The following is an 18,094-nucleotide window of genomic DNA, read 5'->3' on the forward strand; positions in this document are numbered from 1 at the left end:
TAGTACTGGCACTTATAGTATTGGCGCTTTATGCTATGCCGCACTCTTTTTGAATCGCGATTTATACAACAGACGAAATAAACAAACTGATGGAGTCATTAATGTCTAGCAATAACCTGATAAAACAACTGCAAGAGCGGGGCCTCATTGCCCAGGTTACGGATGAAAATGCGTTAGTAGAGAGACTGGCGCAAGGCCCTGTTTCCCTCTATTGTGGTTTCGATCCGACCGCTGACAGCTTGCATTTGGGGCATCTGGTTCCCTTGCTGTGTTTAAAACGATTCCAACTGGCTGGGCATAAGCCTGTGGCGTTGGTTGGTGGGGCTACGGGTTTGATTGGCGATCCAAGTTTCAAAGCCACTGAACGTAAATTAAATACCGAAGATACCGTTAAAGAGTGGGTAGAAAAAATCCGCCGGCAGGTTTCACCTTTTCTGGATTTTGATTGTGGTGAGAGCAGCGCTAAAACAGCCAATAATTACGATTGGTTTGGCAACATGGATGTTTTGACTTTCCTGCGTGATATTGGCAAGCATTTCTCAGTTAATCAGATGATTAATAAAGAGGCGGTTAAACAGCGTTTGAACCGTGATGATGTGGGTATTTCTTTCACTGAGTTTTCTTATAACTTGCTGCAATCGTATGACTTTGCCCGCCTGAATGAAGTGCATGGTGTTGAGTTGCAGATTGGTGGTTCTGACCAGTGGGGGAATATTACTTCTGGTATTGATTTAACCCGTCGTATCAACCAGAAACAAGTATTTGGTATGACTGTTCCGCTGATTACTAAATCTGATGGCACTAAATTTGGTAAGACAGAAGGTGGGGCCGTTTGGTTGGATCCGAAGAAAACCAGCCCATACAAATTCTATCAATTCTGGATTAACACTGCCGATGCCGATGTCTATCGCTTCTTGAAATTCTTTACCTTTATGAGTCTTGAAGATATTGATGCTTTGGAAGAAGAAGACAGAAACAGTGGCAAAGCGCCTCGTGCCCAGTACGTATTGGCGGAACAAGTCACTGGCATGGTGCATGGTGCAGAAGGGTTGGCAGCCGCTAAACGTATTACCGAAAGTTTGTTCTCCGGTGCGGTCGCTGATTTGACCGAAGAGGATTTCGCTCAACTGGCACAGGATGGTATGCCGGTAATCGAGTTGGAAAAAGGCGTAGATTTGCAACAGGCTCTGGTTAATGCCGGGTTAGTTCCTTCTCGTGGTCAAGCTCGAACTATGATTAGTTCCAACGCTGTTGCGGTGAATGGTGAAAAACAGCCTGAGCCTGAGTATGTGTTTACTGACAGTAATCGCCTGTTTGGTCGTTATACATTGTTGCGTCGTGGTAAAAAACACGATTGTTTGATTTGCTGGAAATAACCAATATTGCGTATATACCCAATAGATTTCAAGTTGCCGCGCGGCGGCAAGTGAACGCCTCCCCAGGCGCATAGATAACTATGTGACTGGGGTAAGTGAAAGCAGCCAACAAAGCAGCAACTTGAAAGATGAAGGGTATCAATGGGCAACGGTAATGTTGTCCATTTTCTTACTATGACGTTATCTTACAAACAGAAGCCAGAATAAAAATATAGGCCACGATTGTGAAAAATATCCTTTCGATTCAATCTCATGTTGTCTTTGGGCACGCTGGTAACAGCGCTGCGGAATTCCCTATACGACGGATGGGGGTAAATGTTTGGCCGTTGAACACCGTCCAGTTTTCAAATCACACCCAATATGCTCAATGGAAAGGGTGTGTTATGCCAGCTGACCATCTCACCGAAATCGTTCAGGGCATTGAAGAAATTGAACAGCTTAAATCTTGTAGTGCCGTTCTGAGTGGATATATCGGCTCACCAGAGCAGGGTAATCATATTATCGATATTGTGAAACGGGTAAAGGCGGCGAATCCTGATGCTTGGTATTTCTGTGATCCCGTGATGGGTCATCCAGAAAAAGGTTGCATTGTTGCGCCGGGGGTTGCTGAATTTTTGTGTGAAAAAGCGCTTCCTGTGAGTGATATCATTGCTCCAAATTTGCTGGAGCTTGAAACGCTCAGTATGCAGAAAGTGACCAATGTCGAACAGGCGGTTACGGCTGCCCGATCTCTGTGCGAAAGAGGGCCGGACATTGTACTGGTTAAACACCTTAGTCGTGCTGGTTATCGGGCGGATCGTTTTGAAATGCTATTAGTGACTCAAGAGCATAGTTGGCATGTTAGTCGGCTTTTGGTGGATTTTGGCGAACGTCAGCCGGTTGGTGTTGGTGATTTAACCAGCGGTTTGCTATTAGTTAATCTATTAAAAGGAGAGTCTTTACAAGCGGCTCTTGAACATGTCGCTGCTGCGGTTTATGAAGTGATGATAACAACCAAAGATATGGACGAATATGAGTTACAGATTGTCGCTGCTCAAGACAGAATGGTGATACCTGACCATGAATTCCGTGCGACACAATTAGATTAATACGTAATTAGATTAATAATGTATTTAACCGTTCCACTGATATTGTGTGGAACGGTTTGTTTATCTGTAGATCAAATTAACCCCTCAGCTTTCAATGCATCACGAACGTTTGGACGTTCTGCAATTTTTTCCTGATAGGCTTTAAGATGTATCAGGCCGGATAAATCTAACTGAATCAAAGGTGCCCAGTTGCTGACTGTAAATAAATAGGCATCAGCAACAGTAAAGTTATCTCCGGTAATGTAGGGCTGTTTTGCCAATACTTCATCTATATAATTGAATTTTTTAAGTAGATAATTAATAGCAACAGGACGATAATTGTCTGGTGTTCCTGGTAAAAACAGTGGTGAATATCCTTTATGAATTTCACTGGAAATATAACTAAGACATTCAAGCTGGTGATATCGCTCCATTGTCCCGGCGGGTGCAATTAATTTTCTCTCCGGTTTCTGGTCTGCAATATATTGAACAATAACAGATCCTTCGGTAAGGATCTCATTGTTATCTAACAGGAGAGTTGGCACCTGGCCTTTTGGGTTAACGGCGAGAAAGTCGTCGCCGTTCTCCGTTTTTTTCGTTTTTAGATCTACTTTAATAACGCTGAAATCAAGCCCTACTTCACGGAGGATGATGTGAGGAGATAGGGAACATGCTCCAGGCTGGTAATAAAGTTTCATGTATCGCTCCTTAAAAATTTCCGGTAGTAAATACAATGGGATAAAGGAACTCAGTAAGGCGTTTATCATAGCCTCAATATATATTACCACGAAATATGGAAATATGTTATGTAAAATTGATAATTAAGCAGATATAAGGTGGTGTGATTGTATCGTGATGCGGTTTTTCTTTCATCTCTTTGCTTATATAGTGGGTATTCTGTTTTTCATAATGTTTTCTGATAGATTGATCGCTAATATCGAAATTTAGGGTCAGTTATGGATGTAATTATTTATCCAGAACTGACCTGCATTTTGTGTTATATAGCATATTTACATCTAATTATATTATACGAAATAAATAATAGAGATTGTTGATAATTTCAGAAATTCATTTTGTATTAGTTATAAAATAATTAATATATTATTCTTATTAAATGATTTGTAATCATAAGAAAATAAATTTAATTTGTTTGTTAGGTCACTTAAATAAACCATGCATTGCCTATAGTTTCTTGTAAAAATATTTTTTTTATTTTCTTTATTAAAATGTTCAATTAACTTATTGTAAGTGTTGTTAATTGTTTTTATTTGTCCATTAAGCCTATTGACTGAGTTGTTTATAGTTTCCAGGCTAAATGAAACATCTGGTATGTTTAAAATAATTTCTTCTATCAATAAATAAATTTTATATATCTGGTTTTTATTTTCTCCGTCGGGAATGATTTTTAATAATTTTTGGATTTTTATATGTGTTTTCCCGGCGAAATTTTTCTTACACTCAAAATTAACTTTAGCTATTTCAAATGGTTGTGTTATTTTTGCAATAAAATCATTTACCTTACTAAAATCTGATTCAATTTCTTTCAATGTATGACTGATTCTGGCAATATAACCATGACCTAAATATCCACAGCCAAGTGATCCTAAATAAGTTGTTGCTTTTTTTATATTTTCAATAATGGAATCAATATCTTGTTCATCGAATTTATATGCATATTCATAATTTTCCAATGCTGATGGCCAGCCATATAATGATCTACTAAATTCATTCCAAAAAGATTTAATTTCTTGTGATGGATCATAATTTTTCAGACATTCTGGTAGTGTTATATTCGTAATGGATTTAAACATATTAGATATAATTAAAAAGTCATTTTTCATTTTATGCACCTTACTAAAATAATAAACATTATTAAACTCTATAAAAGTATGAAATATAATATTTGAACTAAAAGGTTAAAATAATAATAAAATATTGTATTGATAATCGATTTTATGAAAGTTAACTTGTTGATTATATTAAAGGATAGATTACTGATTAGTGCAAGGAAATGAGATGATATTTTTTATTTTATTAAAATACTTATAAGATGATATCATTTAACTACTTAATTACAAAGGCTTTAATCGATTTTCAAAAATGTTTTTTTATATTTTAATTTAAAATTAATCTTTATCTATTAGTGATAATTTAACTAAGAAATTGATGTGTTATTTTTATCAATAATAAAAGGCCTGAAAAAACTCATTTTCCCGGCCTTTTACGTTAATCATCAAGGATGATTAATCGGATTATCTCAATTCCAGCTCATTCATTGCTGCAATGCTAAAACCACCGTCAACATGCAGGATTTCACCGGTAATACCGCCGGACAGATCCGAACACAAAAATGCCGCAGCGTTACCGACATCTTCAGTTGTCACAGTACGGCGAATTGGGTTAATAGACTCACAGTGAGCCAGCATTTTACGGAAATCTTTGATGCCGGAAGCGGCTAAAGTGCGGATAGGGCCGGCAGAGATACCATTAACACGAATACCTTCCGCACCCATAGTATTAGCCATATAACGCACGTTAGCTTCCAGAGACGCTTTTGCTAAACCCATCACGTTATAATTAGGGATTGCACGCTCTGCCCCCAAATAGGTGAGGGTCAGCAAAGCGGAATTTGGATTTAGCATTTCACGGCAAGTTTTTGCCATCGCGACAAAGCTATAAGAACTGATGTCGTGTGCGATTTTAAAGCCTTCGCGGGTCACGGCATTCACGTAGTCACCATCTAATTGATCAGCGGGTGCAAAACCAATGGAGTGAACAAAGCCATCAAATTTTGACCATACTTTGCCCAATTCAGTGAACAGGGTTTCAATACTTTTATCTTCAGCAACATCGCAAGGCAGAACGATAGCTGAGTTCAGGGAAGCCGCAAATTCTTCAACACGAGGTTTCAACTTGTCATTCTGATAAGTGAAAGCCAGTTCGGCGCCCTGATCATGCATTGCTTTTGCAACACCATAAGCGATGGAGAGTTTACTGGCGACGCCAGTGATCAGAATGCGCTTGCCGGTCATAAAGCCCATAACAGTATCCTTGTGTGATAAAGCCAATAATGATATTAATGGATTAAAATTGCTAACAGAGACAATATCAATATGGCATTTTATTGTTAATAAACCCAGTGATTCTATCATGCTGGAGAGAAATGTGCTGTATTTTGCGTTCTGCTCCGAGCAGTGATTATTGTTTTATATGCGTAAAGGAATATCCTGTCGCCAAGCATCAGAGGTGAGTGGCTCACCGAAATGGCTGGCGATCAGACGGCGGGTCATATCATGCAGCGGAGAAGCCAATACTTCAGCGGTATTTCCTCGTTCGACAACTTCGCCTTGATGCATGACCAGAACCTGATCGCTGATATGCTTCATCATGCCAAGGTGCTGGGTAACATAGAGGTAAGAAATACCCTGTTTTTCCTGTAATTCCAACATCAGATTAATTATTTGAGAGCGCATAGACATATCCAGTGATGCTAATGCTTCATCGGCAATAATAATCTGTGGCTGTAATATTAATGCCCGCGCCAGTGCTACCCGTTGCTTTTGGCCTGAGGCTAACATATGAGGATAATAATTGGCATGGTCAGGTAACAGGCCAACTTGCCGCAATGTTTGATTGATCCGTTTTTCCCGCTCGGTTGTATTGAGTTCGGTATTGAGCAGAAGAGGAACATCAAGAATTTGCCCAATCCGTTGGCGAGGATTCAGTGAGGTGCTTGGATCCTGAAATATCATGCGAATGCGTTGACTGCGATAGTTATAGTCACCATAAGTGAGTTTATGCCCTTCAATCATGATTTCGCCGGAAGTGGGTTCCATGACACCTGAAAGCATTTTTGCCAGGGTTGATTTTCCAGAACCATTTTCACCAATAATTGCCAGGGTCTGTTTTGCTTTTAAGGTGAAGCTGACAGGCTTTACCGCGTCAAGATGCTGACGATGAAAAAACCCCGTACGATAACGGAAAGTTTTAGCTAAATTCCTGACTTCCAGCAAAGTATTAACCAATTACTGTTCCTCCAGATTCAATGGAAAATGGCAGGCAAAAGCATGGTTTCTAATTACCCGCAACCGTGGTGTTTCAATACAGGTTTTTTGTGCGTAAGGGCAGCGTGGACCTAAACGGCAGCCGATGGGCAGATGCTCAAGGGATGGAATGGCACCTGGCAATGTATTTAACCTGCTTTTATGAAGCAGAGAGCTACCGAAATCAGGAATAGCGCGGCTTAACGCTTGTGTATAGGGGTGGTGTGGTGTGATTAATAATTCATTGGGCGCGGCGCTTTCGACAGTTTGACCACAATACAGAACATTAATGCGATCCACCAGTTTGCTCATGATTTGCAAATCATGGCTTATCAGTAAAATGGTGGTGTTATTGTTCTGATTCAATCGAGCTAACAGCCGGAAAATCTGAGCTTGAGTGGTTGGTTCCATTGCATTAGTGGGTTCATCTGCAATCAGCAAACGCGGTTGGTTAGCCAATGCAATAGCAATCATCACTTTCTGGCATTCCCCCTCAGTTAATTCGTAAGGGAAACTACTCATAATATCTTTATGATCTTTAATTCCTACACGGTGGAGTAACTCGATAGCCCGGCGTTTTCGCCATTTGAAGCGTTGCCACCAACGGCCTTTATAAGTCCAGCCGGGGATAGCCTGAATAAGTTGCTGACCAATATTTTCAGAAGGATCAAGACAAGATTGTGGCTCCTGAAAAATCATTGAGATATTGTGGCCGATCACTTTTCGGCGCTGGCGGGGAGTCAGGCGCAGCAGATCAATATCATCGAAACGAAAACGGTCAGCGGTCACTTTGAGATTATCTTTAGTGACCCCGCTTATTGCTTTGGCAATCAGGCTTTTACCAGAGCCTGATTCACCAACCAGACCGCGTATTTCACCTTCTGTCAGTGAGATACTGACGCGATCAACGGCTTTAACTGGCCCTTTGGCAGTCATAAATTCAATAGTGAGATTGCGAATATCAAGTAATGGCATTATTCCACCCCAGAATTAATTGCACGGTGTAATCCATTACCCAGTAAATTGATCAACAAGACACTCACCATTATCGCCGCGCCTGGCAGCATAACGGTCCAGGGCGCAACATAGATTAGCTCCAGTGAATCGCCCAACATCGCTCCCCATTCAGGCGAGGGAAGCTGGGCACCAAGATCAAGAAAACCAAGAGAAACGATATCAAGTATGGCAATAGAAAGGGCGCGGGTCAGCTCGCTGACCAATACGGCGGTAATGTTTGGTAATACGGCATACCATAGAATATGGTAATTAGAGGCACCATCCAGGCGTGCGGCAATAACATACTCTTTATCCAGCTCATCATGAACCGCACTGTAAACCGTGCGAACGATACGTGGCAATAGCGCCAGCCAAATAGCGATTATGGCATGGGATAAACTGGCACCGACAAAAGCGACGACAATAATTGCCAGCAATAATGAAGGGATAGAAAGTAATGAATCAAGAATATGATTGAGCACGGCGGATTTCAGCCCTCGTGTCATGCCTGCCAGACAGCCGATGATCAGACCGCATAAAGTGGCTGCCAATGTGACCAGCAGTGCTGAACCGAATGTGGATGCCGTACCTATCAATAATCGGCTGAGAATGTCGCGCCCAAGATCATCGGTACCCAAAAAAAAGGCGATATTACCGTGATGTGACCACGAAGGTGGCAGCAGCTGATACCCAAGAAATTGTTGATCGAGTTGATAGGGTGCCAAATACCCCCCAAACAGACTTAGGGCAACCAGAATAAATACCCCATAAAATCCCGTCATTGCCAGCATATCAGAAGAGAAAAAACGCCAGATCACCTTTATCGGTGACGGCATTTTCTTTTCACGATAAAAATTATCTAAGGGCATACCATTCCTTATGCTTTAGAGGGGTAGTCATTGTGCCAATGATATCAGACAGAATATTGACCAAAATAACCAGCGTGCCAATAACCATCACACCCGCAGAAATGGTGGAGTAATCTTGCTGGCGGATTGCACTGACTAACCAGTGGCCAAGCCCCGGCCAGTTAAATACCAGTTCCGTCATCATCGCCAGTGTCAGCATGGTGGAAAATTGTAATCCCAGCTTCGGAATGATGGGAGGCAGCGCATTATGCAGAACATGACGACGGATAATTGTCAGCCTTGATAAACCTCGGGTTGAGGCGGCTTTAATGTAGTTTTCACCAAAAACGTCTTCTGTGCTGTTTCTCATCAGCCGGATAACTTCGGTTGTTGGTGCAACCGCGAGTGTAATCACTGGCAGGATCAAGTGGCGCATGGCACTGATAATCATTTCATTACGATAGGGTGATTTTGATAACCAGGCATCAATGAGTGAAAAACCGGTTACAGGCTCAATCTGGTATAGCAGATCAAAACGACCGGAGACCGGTAGCCAGCCAAGATAAAGGGAAAAAAATAGGGTCAATAATAACGCCAACCAAAAAATTGGAATAGAAAACCCGACTAAAGCAATAGAAGTGATAACGGTATCCGCTGCTTTGTTACGCCACACTCCCGCGATAATACCCAGAGGGATACCGGCCAGTAAGGCAGCAGAGAAAGCCAAAATACAGAGCTCCATTGTGGCAGGGAACACTTCCCATAGTTGTTCGCTGATGAGTTCACCATTGATACTGGACACACCAAAATCCCATAGTAATAAACTATGGAAATAGAATGTATAAGCGTCGAACAGGGATGCGCCGCCAAGTGGAGCATTGGGGGTAAAGTAACTGAGGCTGAAACTGATCAGCGACAGGAAAAATAGGGTGATAATCAGCAGTAGCAGACGACGGAGAATGTAAATAATCATTTTTCACCCTTCTGAGTCATTTGGTTAGTCTCTTTTTCCCGGTAAACACCGGCAAAAGAGGTATTTCCAAATGGGCTGAGTACCAGCCCTTTAATATCATAACGATAAGCTTGCAAGCGCAAGGAATAGGCTAAGGGTAATACCGGTAATTGCTGTTCAAGAATTTGTTGAGCAGCATGATAATACTTAATTCGGGATAATAATTGCTGGTTAATCAAAGCTTGTTGCAAGATTTTGTCAAATGTTGGATTACACCAATGGCTGAAATTTGTCTGTGAGGCGATCGCCGCGCAACTTAGCAATGGCCGGAAAAAACTGTCTGGATCATTACTGTCAGTGGACCAGCCTGATAGCGTCATATCATGGGATTTATCCATCAGTTTGGTTTCCTGAAAGCGGCCTTCAACAGGTTTGATATGCATGGTAATCCCCACTTGTGCTAAATCAGCCTGGATCAGTTCTGCCATTTTTAGTGGACTTGGATTATAAGACTGAGAAGCGGAAGGGACCCATAAGCTCAACTGCATTCCATTCAATCCAAGGTCATTCAGCATTTTGCGGGATTTTCCCGGGTTGTATTCTGTAATCTCAGTTTGATTATCATAAGCCCATGACGCCCGCGGTAAAATTGATGCGGCGGTTTCCGCAGTACCATAATAGATGGATTGCATCAGCCGTTGGTTATTAATTGCGTAGGCAATAGCTTGTCGAACTTGTAATTTATTAAGTGGTGGCTTGCTGGTATTGAAAGCCAGATAGGCGATATTCATTCCTGGGCGTAAAGTGAGACGCAGGCGGGGATCGTCCCGCAGAACTTTAAGCTGACTGGCTGCGGGATAAGCTAATACATCACACTCGCCAGTTAAAAGTTTGGACATTCTCCCTGTGCCGCCAGCACCGACGTCAATCACAATTTGTTGCATCTGTGGCTTGCCTTTCCAGTATTTATCATGGCGAACCAGACGGATAAATTGCCTGGTTCGATGATTTTCCAGCATAAATGGGCCTGTGCCGACAGGTTTCCAGTCAATTTGCTCATGGCGGTTCATTTCATGCAATTGCTGCCCATATTCTTGTGAGAGTATTGGGGCATAATGCGTTGCCAAATGCCAAAGAAAAGAAGCATCGGGTTCGTTCAGACGAAATTCCACCGTATATTGATCAATTTTACGGATACTTTGAATAGAATCGGCTAACTGGAGACTGTCAAAATAGGGATAATGCCCGCCATTGACGTAATGATAATAGTGTTGCTTATCAAACAAACGTTTAAAGCTAAAAATGACATCATCGGCATTCATGTTACGGGTCGGAGTAAACCAGCCTGTTGATTGAAATGAGACATTACGGCGTAAATAAAAACGGTATGTTGCGCCATTATCCAGCACCTCCCAGCGGGAGGCTAATTCAGGCAGCAGGCGGTAAGTATAAGGGTCAACATCTAGCAGACGTTCATAGAGTTGGGCTGCCAGAGTATCGACCGTTAAACCGCTGGTAGTCAGTTGCGGGTTAAAGGTATTCAGGTTGCCATTAACACAATAAACAAATCCTTGCTGCCGGATATCAGCCGGAACATGGGACTTTTTTTCAGGCGTAGCCATTGTCTCTGCAATAGCCGGAGCTGAGAGGGATAATATGATCCAATAAATCAAACTACGCATATAAGGCATCTGTTATTAATTAGAATTGACACATTGTATCTCAATTAGCGCTTGAGCCCAAAAAAACGGAACGATGAACGATAATGAGAAAAATTCTCAATAAAGTGCTTTACAAATCGTATTGAGAAACATTATCATCTGTATCGCACTTCCGGGGAACAGTTTTTGTTATCCTAGGAAAGGCACGACATTGCTCACATTGCTTCCAGTGTTTTTTAGCCAGCTCGGGTGCTGGCTTTTTTTTATCTGTCATTCGGATCACTTATCGCCTGTACTGATATTATGTTTCTTTATTAAGCCGCGCAATTGATGATAGGTCAGCCCTAGTTTTTCTGCCGCTTTTCTCTGATTAAATCTATTGGCTTTTAATGATAATTCTATTAATTGTCGTTCGCTGTCGTGTTGCCATTGTTTCAGATTAATCGGCAGGGAAGGCAGAGGCGGTAAAGATGAATCGTTATTGTTATCAACATCGACGATAGAATGTGGCGCAGAAACGAATGGATTAATAATAATATTATCAAGTTGATCGACATTTTCGCCGTGACGATAAACCGAGCGTTCCACTACATTTTTCAGTTCACGGATATTACCGGGCCAGTTGTAATGCTGTAACTGTTGTTTTGCCTGTGCAGTGAAACCGGGAAATAATGGCAAATCCAGTTCACGGCACATCTGAATAGCAAAATGTTGTGCCAGTAACATGATGTCCTGCTGCCTTTGGCGCAATGGTGGGATTTGCACTACATCAAACGCGAGTCTATCGAGTAAATCCGCGCGGAATTTACCTTCGGTTGCCATTGCTGGCAGATTATCATTGGTCGCGCATATCAGTCGAACATCGACCTGCAATGGCTGGCTGCCGCCAACCCGTTCAAGATGCCCATATTCAATGACGCGCAACAACTTTTCCTGAACCTGCATAGGGGCGGTTGCCAGCTCATCAAGAAACAGCGTTCCGCCATCAGCACGCTCAAATCTTCCCTGATGCTTTTTTTGTGCACCGGTAAATGCGCCAGCCTCATGACCAAATAGTTCTGAATCCAGTAAGTTTTCGTTCAGCGCAGCGCAGTTTAGCGAGATAAATGGTCCTTGCCAACGGGGAGACAGGTAATGCAGACGGCGGGCAATCAACTCTTTGCCTGTTCCTCGTTCACCAATAACCAGCACCGGTTTATTTAATTTTGCCAGAGCAGATACCTGCTCCAGAATTTCAATAAAGCTGTTTGCTTCACCTAGTAGGTTTTCTGTAACGTCATTCATGGTTATTTTCGCCAACAGTTGGTTATTATGACCACTCTATTTCGTTATGATAAAAAGTCAAATAAAAAAATTTATTTATATTTCATGTGGATAAAGAGAATGAAAAAGTTGGCACGACTCTTGATAGTATGTCATTAGCAGTACAACAAATCTGAAAATCTTAGCCAAAGAGGATAATTTACTATGGGTATTTTCTCTCGTTTTGCCGATATCGTGAACGCCAACATCTCTTCATTACTGGATAAAGCGGAAGATCCGCACAAAATGATCCGCCTGATGATTCAGGAAATGGAAGATACTTTGGTTGAAATTCGCTCAACTTCTGCGCGTACACTGGCAGAAAAAAAACAGTTATCTCGCCGCATTATGACCGGCGAACAGCAAATACATGACTGGCAGGAAAAAGCAGAATTGGCGTTGAATAAAGATAGAGAAGATTTGGCGCGGTCGGCACTGATTGAAAAACAGAAAGTTGCTGCTTTAGTGGAGACACTGAAACATGAGTTAACCATACTGGAAGAAACCCTTGAACGCATGAAAGGGGAAGTGACTGAGCTTGAAAACAAACTCGGCGAAACCCGGTCAAGACAGCAAGCGTTAGCCTTGCGTCATCAGGCTGCCGCTTCTTCCCGACAGGTTCGTCGCCAGCTAGACAGCGGTAAAATTGATGAGGCAATGGCTCGCTTCGAGCAATTTGAGCGCCGTATTGATCATATGGAGGCTGAAGCGGAAACTGTGGGCATGGGGAAACAAAAATCCCTGGATCAACAGTTTGCTGAATTAAAAGCAGACGATGAAATTAGTGCGCAGTTAGCGGCAATGAAAGCTAAAATAAATGCTAATAAAGAACAACATTAAATGTTGGTGCACTCAACTCACCATTGAGGAAAAATGATGAGCTCTATATTTATTGGCATTCCACTGATCATCTTTGTACTTTTTGTTTTACCCATCTGGTTGTGGTTGCATTATAACAGCCGGAATTCAAACCAAAGTCAGTTGGATCAGAATGAAGTTCAGCGCCTGGCAGAGCGCGTACAGCATATGCAGGCACGCATCAAAACACTGGAAGATATTCTGGATGCGGAGCATCCTGACTGGAGGCAATCATAATGTCGAATTATAATCGTCGGAAACTGTACCGAATACCTGAAAAAGGCAAGATTAAAGGTGTTTGTGCTGGGTTGGCTTACTATTTTGACGTACCGGTAAATTTAATTCGCGCAATGACTATATTGTCGCTGTTCTTTGGCCTGTTTGGTTTAGTTGTTATTGCTTATATTGTACTGGTTTTCGTCTTGGAGCCGGCCCCGGCCAATTATACCGAAGACGCTGGTTTTTCGGTGCAGAAATTACTGAATGAAGCCGATTATCAATTGAAAGCGGGTGAGCTTCGTCTGCGCCAAATGGAGCGTTATGTCACCTCGGAAACATTCAGTGTTCGCAGCCGTTTCAGACAGCTTTGAGAGTAAGAATGGTATATTGCCGGGCATAATAAAATTGTCGTAAGACTTACCATAGGACAGACATGAAACGGCTACAAAACGAATTAACGGCGCTTGTTAATCGCGGGATGGATCGTCATTTACGGTTAGCTGTTACAGGATTAAGCCGTAGTGGTAAAACAGCGTTTATCACATCTTTGGTTAATCAGCTACTTCATCTCCATAGCGGTGCCCGGTTGCCGCTATTTTCCGCTGTGCGTGATGGTCGCCTGCTGGGGGTGAAACGGGTTCCTCAACGGGATTTGGGTGTTCCTCGTTTTGCTTATGATGAAGGATTGACCGCGCTTTACGCTACTCCTCCCAGCTGGCCGACACCGACTCGTGGTGTCAGTGAAATCCGCCTGGCACTTCGTTACCGTTCAGAGAATTCTCTGCTGCGCCATTTTAAAGAGACTGCCACATTATATCTGGAAATTGTCGATTATCCCGGCGAATGGCTGTTGGATTTGCCGATGTTGGCACAAAATTATTTAGCATGGTCACGCCAGATGAATGGCTTATTACAGGGACAGAGAGCTGAATGGGCAAAACCCTGGCTGGAACTGTGTCAACAGTGCGATCCATTGGCACTGGCAGATGAGGACCTACTGGCTGCTATTGCACAGGCATATACGCAATACCTGATTAAATGCAAAGAACAAGGATTACATTTTATTCAACCGGGGAGATTTGTTCTGCCAGGTGAAATGATGGGGGCTCCGGCTTTACAGTTTTTTCCGTGGCCGGATATCGGTCATATCACTGAGTCACAATTTACTCAGGCAGATCAACATACGAATATCGGTATGTTGCGTAAGCGTTTTGAATATTACTGTCAGTCGGTTGTGAAGGGGTTCTATAAAGAACATTTTCTGCGTTTTGATCGGCAAATTGTGTTGGTAGATTGTTTACAGCCATTAAACAGCGGGCCACCGGTGTTTAATGATATGCGCCTAGCGCTGACACAATTAATGCAGAGTTTTCATTATGGTAAACGAACACTCTTCCGCCGCCTGTTTTCCCCTTGCATTGACAAGTTAATGTTTGCGGCCAGTAAGGCTGATCATGTTACCGCAGATCAACATGCCAATCTGGTTGCTTTACTGCAACAGTTGGTGCAGGAAGCCAGACAAAATGCGGCTTTTGAAGGTATCAGCATGGATTGTGTGGGTTTGGCATCGGTACGGGCGACAGAAAGTGGAATGATTGAACATCATGGCGAAAACGTTCCGGCGCTGAAAGGATGTCGCCTGACAGACGGTAAATTACTGACCTTTTTCCCTGGTGAAGTGCCACGGTGTTTACCTGAGGATAATTTCTGGCAAAAGCAGGGTTTTGGTTTCGAAGAATTCAGCCCCCGTCAGGTAAACATTGATACACCATTGCCGCATATCCGGTTGGATACCGTGCTGGAGTTTTTACTGGGAGATAAAGTGAAATGACAGATTCCCTAAAGCCAAGAATTGACTTCGAAGAACCCTTATTGGAGCCGCAAGAAGCGGTTTTAAAACCCGCTCAGATCTTTGATGGAAAAGACACGGCGAATTTCTATCCTGCCTCACCAGAGCTTGAGGATGAGGAGGGCGAAGGCCAGGTAGAGGGAATAGTGAATGCGGCATTGAAGCCCCGGCGCAGTTATTGGCGTAAAATGGTCTATAGCGCGCTGATTTTACTGGGAATGAGTGTTGTGGCTCAGTCGGTGCAGTGGATTTATCGATCATGGCAGCAACAGGATTGGATTGCGTTAGGCGTGGCTGCGGCGGGGGGCATGATAGTCTTTGCCGGTATGGGTTCTATGGTCAGTGAATGGCGTCGTCTTTACCGGTTAAGAATGCGTGCGGAAGAACGTGATACCGCGAGAGAACTACTGCAACATCATGGTGTGGGTAAAGGCCGGGCATTTTGCGAGAAGCTGGCAAGTCAGGCGGGTATTGAGCCGCATCATCCGGCGTTACAGCGTTGGCAGGCGGCTTTGCATGATACACATAACGATCGTGAAGTGGTGGCGTTGTACGGTAAATTGGTTCAGCCTGTTTTGGATTCGCAAGCAAGCGCTGAGATCAGCCGCTATGCTGCGGAATCAGCATTAATGATAGCCGTCAGCCCGTTGGCAATAGTCGATATGGCATTTATTGCCTGGCGTAATATCCGGCTGATTAACCGTATTGCTGCGCTGTATGGTATTGAACTGGGATATTTCAGTCGTATTCAGCTTTTTCGTCTTGTTTTGCTGAATATTGTTTTTTCGGGTGTTTCAGAGGTGGTGCGGGAGGTTGGGATGGATTGGTTATCTCAGGATATCGCGGCGCGTCTTTCTGCCAGAGCTGCTCAAGGGATCGGTGTGGGTTTACTGACAGCCCGGCTTGGCATTAAAGCGATGGAGTTATGCAGGCCATTGCCTTGGATAGAAGGTGATAAACCTAAATTAGGAGATTTCCGTCGTCAGTTAATCACTCAACTTAAGCATATCCTGCCAAATAAATCTAAGAATGTGGTTGATTAAATGATATATACTTTAATTCTATACTAACGCACAAAATATCCAGATAACGGCAGCATTTTACGTTATTTTATTAAACCGTTTTATAGTTAATCTTGGAATCTGTTTATTTTAGTGAAAGTTTCAAATGCTGTGTTATTTACGCCACTAAAAAACCGGAGTCTTGTCAATTTTTACTGACAGAATGCTTCATATGAATAATAGTAGAGAGTAGTATTTAGAAAAATTATATGTATTTAGTGTAAATAAGGTCAAAACAGATGCGCTTAGAAGTTATTTGCCGTGATCGAATCGGGTTGACCCGGGAATTGCTTGATCTACTGGTATTACAGGATATTGATTTGAAAGGGGTGGAAATATCCCAAACTGGCCGGATTTATCTTAATTTTTCACCCGTTGATTTCAATATATTCCGTAGATTAATGGCAGAAATTCGCCGTATTAATGGTGTTATTGATGTTCGTACGGTCTCTTTTCTACCTTCGGAAAGAGAACACAAAGCGATGTGCGCACTGTTGGAATCTTTGCCTGAGCCTGTTTTTTCGGTTGATCTAAAAGGAAATATTGAGCTTGTTAACTCTGCTGTGTACAAGCTATTTGGCGTTAGTGAGGAAGAGATCTATCAGAAACCTATCGGGCAGTTTATCAGCGGTTATAACTTCACTCGCTGGTTTGAAAATAAAAATACCCAGCAACGTGTGGAGAGGATAACGCTCAAAGGCTTGGACTACCTGATGGATATTATGCCGCTTCATTTGGCTGATGAAAAGCAGCAAATGCAGTGTATCGGCACGGTGATTATGCTCAAATCCGCTGCCCGGATAGGTCATCAACTGAAAAAACTGACTGTCAATGATGGTGGTGAGTTTAGGCAAATTATCTCTGTCAGCCCAAAAATGACTCAAGTTATTGAGCAGGCCCGCAAAATGGCGATATTGGATGCGCCACTGCTTCTGATTGGTGAAACAGGAACCGGTAAAGATATTTTGGCAAAAGCGTGTCATTTACACAGTTTGCGCGGAAAACAACCTTTTCTGGGATTAAACTGTGCATCGATGCCGGATGATGTGGTAGAAAGCGAACTGTTTGGCTATGCTGCCGGTGCTTATCCTAATGCTATTGAAGGGAAAAAAGGTTTCTTCGAGCAGGCCAATGGCGGCACTGTTTTACTGGATGAAATTGGCGAAATGTCGCCACAGATGCAGATTAAGCTGCTGCGTTTTCTTAATGATGGGACTTTCCGCAGAGTAGGGGAAGAAAACGAAGTCAAAGTGAATGTCAGAGTCATCTGCGCTACACAGAAAAACCTGGTTGAATTAGTACAGCGGGGGGAATTCCGTGAAGATCTCTATTATCGCCTTAATGTACTGACTGTTATGCTTCCGCCCCTGCGTGATCGTAAAGCGGATATTATGCCGCTGGTGGAATACTTTATTGAGCGCTTTGCTGAAGAACAAGGGGTACCGAAACCTAAACTATCCCCTGAACTTTCTCACTTTCTGGCTAGTTACAGTTGGCCAGGTAACGTAAGGCAGTTACAAAATGCCGTCTATCGGGCATTGACTCAGCTTGAAAACATGGAACTGGCTCCGCGGGATATACAATTGCCGGAATTTGAAACAGAGATCTCTTTCAATGAAGATGTATTCAATGGTTCTTTGGATGAAATCAGTAAACGTTTTGAACGCTCGGTGTTAACGCGTCTTTACCGGCACTACCCAAGTACGCGTAAACTGGCTAAACGCCTTGGGGTATCGCATACGGCGATCGCCAATAAATTGAGAGAATATGGTCTGAGTAGCCGGAAGCATGCTACTGGGCATGAATTGGATGATGATGAGTGAAATAATGCCCACTTTAAGTGGGCATTATAAAATCAATGG

The 18,094-nt window shown here is 42.8% G+C and carries 17 protein-coding genes; 8 read left to right on the forward strand and 9 right to left on the reverse strand.

The window, feature by feature from the left end; all coding sequences use genetic code 11:
* The first annotated feature begins 101 nt into the window (after positions 1-101).
* Complete coding sequence (gene tyrS / locus C5471_RS14015) at positions 102-1,376, forward strand: tyrosine--tRNA ligase (RefSeq protein WP_133812852.1); 1,275 nt, start codon at positions 102-104, stop codon at positions 1,374-1,376.
* 224 nt (positions 1,377-1,600) lie between these two features.
* Positions 1,601-2,464, forward strand: a complete 864-nt coding sequence (pdxY, locus tag C5471_RS14020) for a pyridoxal kinase PdxY (protein WP_133812853.1) — start codon at positions 1,601-1,603, stop codon at positions 2,462-2,464.
* Between the two features lie 71 nt (positions 2,465-2,535).
* On the opposite strand, the gene gstA is transcribed toward pdxY, so the two are convergent.
* The 9 genes from gstA to pspF all read right to left on the reverse strand — a co-directional run bounded on the left by gstA (position 2,536) and on the right by pspF (position 12,227).
* Complete coding sequence (gstA, locus tag C5471_RS14025) at positions 2,536-3,141, reverse strand: glutathione transferase GstA (RefSeq protein WP_133812854.1); 606 nt, start codon at positions 3,139-3,141, stop codon at positions 2,536-2,538.
* A 384-nt stretch (positions 3,142-3,525) separates the two neighbouring features.
* Entirely contained in the window at positions 3,526-4,284 is a 759-nt protein-coding gene (locus C5471_RS14030; protein WP_133812855.1) for a hypothetical protein, read from the reverse strand.
* A gap of 411 nt (positions 4,285-4,695) precedes the next feature.
* Positions 4,696-5,484, reverse strand: a complete 789-nt coding sequence (fabI, locus tag C5471_RS14035) for an enoyl-ACP reductase FabI (protein WP_133812856.1) — start codon at positions 5,482-5,484, stop codon at positions 4,696-4,698.
* A 165-nt stretch (positions 5,485-5,649) separates the two neighbouring features.
* Positions 5,650-6,468 carry a putrescine export ABC transporter ATP-binding protein SapF gene (gene sapF, locus C5471_RS14040; RefSeq protein ID WP_133812857.1) on the reverse strand — a complete coding sequence of 273 codons (819 nt, stop codon included), beginning with the start codon at positions 6,466-6,468 and terminating at the stop codon, positions 5,650-5,652.
* Positions 6,469-7,461, reverse strand: a complete 993-nt coding sequence (gene sapD, locus C5471_RS14045; RefSeq protein ID WP_133812858.1) for a putrescine export ABC transporter ATP-binding protein SapD — start codon at positions 7,459-7,461, stop codon at positions 6,469-6,471. It lies immediately after the preceding gene.
* Positions 7,461-8,351 (reverse strand): putrescine export ABC transporter permease SapC, encoded by an 891-nt coding sequence (gene sapC / locus C5471_RS14050; protein ID WP_133812859.1) that lies wholly within the window; start codon positions 8,349-8,351, stop codon positions 7,461-7,463. The genes sapD and sapC overlap by 1 nt, the downstream gene beginning before the upstream one ends.
* A complete protein-coding gene (gene sapB / locus C5471_RS14055) occupies positions 8,338-9,303 on the reverse strand; it encodes a putrescine export ABC transporter permease SapB (RefSeq protein ID WP_133812860.1) in 966 nt (321 codons plus the stop codon). The genes sapC and sapB overlap by 14 nt, the downstream gene beginning before the upstream one ends.
* Entirely contained in the window at positions 9,300-10,964 is a 1,665-nt protein-coding gene (gene sapA / locus C5471_RS14060) for an ABC transporter substrate-binding protein SapA (protein ID WP_133812861.1), read from the reverse strand. Before sapA ends, sapB begins: the two co-directional genes overlap by 4 nt.
* 258 nt (positions 10,965-11,222) lie before the next feature.
* Entirely contained in the window at positions 11,223-12,227 is a 1,005-nt protein-coding gene (gene pspF, locus C5471_RS14065; RefSeq protein ID WP_133812862.1) for a phage shock protein operon transcriptional activator, read from the reverse strand.
* A gap of 183 nt (positions 12,228-12,410) precedes the next feature.
* Here pspF and pspA point away from each other — a divergent pair, with 183 nt between their 5' ends.
* From pspA to tyrR, 6 genes are all read left to right on the forward strand, one after another.
* Positions 12,411-13,085: a phage shock protein PspA gene (pspA, locus tag C5471_RS14070; protein ID WP_133812863.1), complete on the forward strand. Its 675-nt coding sequence runs from the start codon at positions 12,411-12,413 to the stop codon at positions 13,083-13,085.
* A 36-nt stretch (positions 13,086-13,121) separates the two neighbouring features.
* A complete protein-coding gene (gene pspB, locus C5471_RS14075; RefSeq protein ID WP_021325598.1) occupies positions 13,122-13,340 on the forward strand; it encodes an envelope stress response membrane protein PspB in 219 nt (72 codons plus the stop codon).
* Positions 13,340-13,693 carry an envelope stress response membrane protein PspC gene (pspC, locus tag C5471_RS14080; protein WP_133812864.1) on the forward strand — a complete coding sequence of 118 codons (354 nt, stop codon included), beginning with the start codon at positions 13,340-13,342 and terminating at the stop codon, positions 13,691-13,693. Before pspB ends, pspC begins: the two co-directional genes overlap by 1 nt.
* Positions 13,694-13,755: 62 nt before the next feature.
* Positions 13,756-15,153 (forward strand): YcjX family GTP-binding protein, encoded by a 1,398-nt coding sequence (locus C5471_RS14085; RefSeq protein ID WP_133812865.1) that lies wholly within the window; start codon positions 13,756-13,758, stop codon positions 15,151-15,153.
* Positions 15,150-16,214 carry a YcjF family protein gene (locus tag C5471_RS14090; protein ID WP_133812866.1) on the forward strand — a complete coding sequence of 355 codons (1,065 nt, stop codon included), beginning with the start codon at positions 15,150-15,152 and terminating at the stop codon, positions 16,212-16,214. Before C5471_RS14085 ends, C5471_RS14090 begins: the two co-directional genes overlap by 4 nt.
* A 257-nt stretch (positions 16,215-16,471) precedes the next feature.
* A complete protein-coding gene (gene tyrR / locus C5471_RS14095; RefSeq protein ID WP_166296008.1) occupies positions 16,472-18,055 on the forward strand; it encodes a transcriptional regulator TyrR in 1,584 nt (527 codons plus the stop codon).
* Positions 18,056-18,094 lie beyond the last annotated feature (39 nt).

It is taken from the genome of Photorhabdus tasmaniensis (assembly GCF_011189505.1).
Taxonomy (GTDB): domain Bacteria; phylum Pseudomonadota; class Gammaproteobacteria; order Enterobacterales; family Enterobacteriaceae; genus Photorhabdus; species Photorhabdus tasmaniensis.